Source organism: Vibrio sp. 10N.261.51.A3, from assembly GCF_041471965.1.
GTDB classification, from domain to species: domain Bacteria; phylum Pseudomonadota; class Gammaproteobacteria; order Enterobacterales; family Vibrionaceae; genus Vibrio; species Vibrio crassostreae_C.
This window is the reverse complement of sequence record NZ_JBFRPK010000139.1, coordinates 3335-7129: the sequence shown is the minus strand read 5'-3', so window position 1 is coordinate 7129 and position 3795 is coordinate 3335. Positions and strand designations below refer to the sequence as shown.

General features: G+C 42.6%; 4 protein-coding genes. 2 read left to right on the top strand and 2 right to left on the bottom strand.

Translation table 11 applies throughout. The annotated features are described in order from the left end of the window. Window positions 1-581 precede the first annotated feature (581 nt). Together pssA and AB4371_RS22185 are read right to left on the bottom strand one after the other, a co-directional pair. Window positions 582-1922 (bottom strand): CDP-diacylglycerol--serine O-phosphatidyltransferase, encoded by a 1341-nt coding sequence (pssA, locus tag AB4371_RS22190; protein WP_102319992.1) that lies wholly within the window; start codon window positions 1920-1922, stop codon window positions 582-584. A gap of 91 nt (window positions 1923-2013) precedes the next feature. Beyond that, entirely contained in the window at window positions 2014-2445 is a 432-nt protein-coding gene (locus AB4371_RS22185) for a GNAT family N-acetyltransferase (protein WP_102319991.1), read from the bottom strand. A gap of 66 nt (window positions 2446-2511) precedes the next feature. Here AB4371_RS22185 and murB point away from each other — a divergent pair, with 66 nt between their 5' ends. Continuing rightward, window positions 2512-3558 (top strand): UDP-N-acetylmuramate dehydrogenase, encoded by a 1047-nt coding sequence (gene murB, locus AB4371_RS22180; RefSeq protein WP_372125937.1) that lies wholly within the window; start codon window positions 2512-2514, stop codon window positions 3556-3558. Continuing rightward, on the top strand, window positions 3555-3795 hold a 241-nt coding region (locus AB4371_RS22175), incomplete at its 3' end, for an HTH domain-containing protein (protein WP_372150671.1). The genes murB and AB4371_RS22175, both read left to right, overlap by 4 nt.

Sequence of the window (3795 nt, the reverse complement as noted above, 5' to 3'; positions counted from 1 at the left end):
TTTACTTTAATTGGTATTATGAGTGCTGTAAAGGCACCGAGCCCCTGCACTTCATGCTATTCCGGCACATATCAGAAAGCCTAGTCTGACGACTAGGCTTTCATCGTTTCCTGCGTATGTGTTTTGGGTTTTAGTAGTAGATCCTTATCGCTAGCTATGAAGTACTTCTCTATATATCGGGAGGTGCTGCTTGGGAATATAGGTGGTCACTTCTAACTCTTAAGCTAAATAGAGCAGAGCACTAATCTGATTGTTTTACTATGTGAAATTCTCTATCGCGTACGTACTTCGCCCTAAGGAGTGAGACTTTATTGCTTGAATACGTAAAGGGTAATTGTCGATTATGTTCGTATTGGTACTCGTTTAGCTGCTATCTAAACCATACCTGATACACGTATCTGGAACCCTGAGACTGACTAAGGAAAAGGTAGGATGCTTAACACTTCAAGCTATCACACTCACTATGCATAAATAGAGATGTTGATTCGAAAGACCATCAAACAAACCTAAATAGCTATCTCGTAGATACAAAAACGCCTAGCGTTTGCTAGGCGTTGATAAATAGTGTTTTGATACACCGACTACAGTATTTGTTTGAGCACTCTGTCGGCTTTTACACGAGTGATCTTACGAATCAATTTCTGAACTTCCATAGGGTAGCTCTCTACCTTATCTAACTGCTTATAAGTACAGATAAGCTGAGTGTGTTGAAGGATATTATCGACTTCAGCCTGGAACTTATCAGTTAGGTGATGGTAGTTATCTTGGATAAAGATACCGTTCTCTAGATCTAGCTTCCAGGCGCGAGGGTTTAGGTTATTACCTGTTAGTAGCATGTAGCGCTTATCTACCCATATGCCCTTTAGGTGGAAGCTATTGGAATCGTGTTGCCAAAGTCGAATTGATAGATTACGGCTAGCAATATGAGCTTCATTCGCTTTAGCGAAACGGCGTAAGTTCAGTTCGTAAAGGTATGGCAAACCACCAATCGTTTTAAACTCTTCTTCTGGTGAGATAAAGAAATCATTCGCTGTCTTATCACCAACAACAATGCTGACCTTTACGCCACGCTTAAGCGCTTTCTTGACTTCTTTAGCTAGGCTAGGTGGGAAGTTGAAGTAAGGTGTGCAGATAAAGATTTCATCTTTAGCTTGAGCGACGAGTTGATTGATACCCTGATTCAGACGGTTACGTCTTTTACCGATACCAACTAATGGTGTTACAGCAACTTGGTCTGCTGAAACGTCTTGACCATCGAATTGATACTGAGACCTTGCCAATGATGCACGAAACTGACGAATCGCTGGTTTCAGTTCTTTGGTCGCAGGCTTGTTCTTATCAGCCAGGTCATAAACAGCGCTGTCCGCAACCATCTGTTCGTGTACGTAGGCAAACATTGAGTCAGCAAGAGCCGCGTTGTTTAAAACGTGGTAACGATCAAAGCGATAGCGGTCATGGTAATTCAGGTAGATATTGTTAAGGCTTGCACCGCTGTATATTACGCTGTCATCGACGATAAAGCCTTTTAAGTGCAATACGCCAAAGACTTCTTTGCCACGAACTGGAATGCCATAGACAGGCACAGAATGCTGATATCTTTCAGCAAACTCTTTATACATGGCTGCATTGCCTTCAGAAGACTCTGCACCAATCAATCCGCGCTGCGCTCGGTGCCAATCGACACAAACGCTCACGTCTAATTCTGGATTCTTTTGCTTTGCTTCATATAAGGCAGTTAGGATCTCACGGCCAGCCTCATCATCTTCAAGATACAAAGCGACTAAACTAATACGAGTCGTTGCGCGAGATATCTCATCAAGTAGACGAGTTCGAAACTCTTGCGCTGATAGTAGTACTTCAAACTTGTCAGGATTCTGCGCTATGGTTGGCAACTGTATGAATGGATTCCTACTGGCAATCATATTGACTGTTTTACCTTAAAAATATGCAAAATTGCGAACCTTTAATTTTACCAAAGGGATAGTACCAAATACTAGATAATCGAGGCATTCTCTAACAATTTTGCTGATAATGCATAGGAATGAGATCTTTTCCGCTATTCAAATAGCGCTCGTATAAAACTCTTAAACCATTTGGTAGATCTTTGGGGTCTACTTGTACGAATTTGTGTCGCGCGTAAAAATTGGTGAGATGAGCGTAAGCAAAGCAGTAATCGTCTTCCGTAAGCGTATGTTGCGCACAATAATCCATAAGCTGGGAGCCTAATTGCTGACCGCGATGTTGTTTTGATATCGCCATTCCAGTAAGTAAACGATTATTTTCTATTGTACGAAAACGCACGACACCGCATAGCTCGTTATCCAGCAATAACGAGTAGATCAGTTCACTCTTATTCGCTTTTCCCGTTGGGTAGTGTTCTTTATAGAAACGTTTAACTAGGGGAACCTTTACTGGGTCTAATTGAGTAATGATGACATTGTTCATTCAGTCACTGCGCCATTGGTTTATCTGCTGTAGAATGACCGCAGTGTAAGTTAATTGAATATCGCCATGCAATTCCATCTCAATGCTAGTTTAAAAAATGTTCATACTTTTTCCATCGATCAGACGTGTGATGTGTTGGTTGAAGTCACCACTACCGAAGAACTTATTTCGCTTTACAAAGACCCTAAATGGTCAGCTTTGCCTAAGTTAATACTGGGTAAGGGCAGTAATATGCTTTTTACTGAGCACTTCGCTGGCCTGGTCATCGTGAATAAATTAGCCGGGATTGAGCTGGCCGAGACGGACAGTCATCACCTACTGCATGTAAGTGGTGGCGAGGATTGGCCAAGCTTGGTTGAGTGGAGTGTGGATAAGGGGTTGGGTGGTCTAGAAAACCTAGCAATGATACCCGGCTGTTCAGGCTCTGCTCCAATTCAGAATATTGGTGCGTATGGTGTTGAGCTGCAAGATGTATGCGAGTATGTCGATATTCTGTGTCTGGATACTTATACAGTTAAGCGATTAAACAAAGAAGAGTGTCTCTTTGGTTACCGAGATTCTATTTTCAAACACGCTCTCTACGGTAAAGCGATTGTTGTTGCGATTGGTTTAACGTTGTCGAAAGAGTGGGAGCCATGCAATCACTATGGCCCGTTAAAAAGCCTAGCAGCCGATACACTCTCTCCTCGCACTATATTTGATGAAGTGTGTGCTATCCGTTCAAGTAAGCTACCAGACCCTAGAGTACAAGGGAATGCGGGCAGTTTCTTCAAAAACCCTGTGATCACCAAAGATCATTTTGATCGCTTGTTAGCTCTATATCCAAATATTGTCGGCTATGAGAGTAATGACATGATCAAAGTTGCTGCTGGCTGGCTGATTGATCAATGCCAGTTCAAGGGTGTGACAGAAGGTGGTGCTCAGGTTCACCCCAACCAAGCATTGGTTATCATAAATTATGATGAGGCTTCTGCTGTGGACATTCTTAAGCTTGCAGAGCAAGTACGTCAGTCCGTTTTGAATAAATTCGATATTCGATTAGAACATGAAGTGCGCTTTATGGGACGAGACTGCGAGACAAACCTAGACAAGGCTTTGGAGTCATTGGCATGAGAGAACACAGTACCAAGCTTGCGCTATTGAGGTGTCTTGCTGACGGTGAGTTTCATTCAGGTGAAAACCTAGGTGAAATGATTGGTGTATCACGAGCGGCTATCAGTAAGCACATTAAAGGTATTCAAGAGTGGGGTTTAGATATCTACCGAGTACAAGGCAAGGGTTACAAGCTAGCCAGTCGTTTGGATATGCTTGACCAAGACAAATTGTCAGCAGTTAGTCGCGATGCTTCTC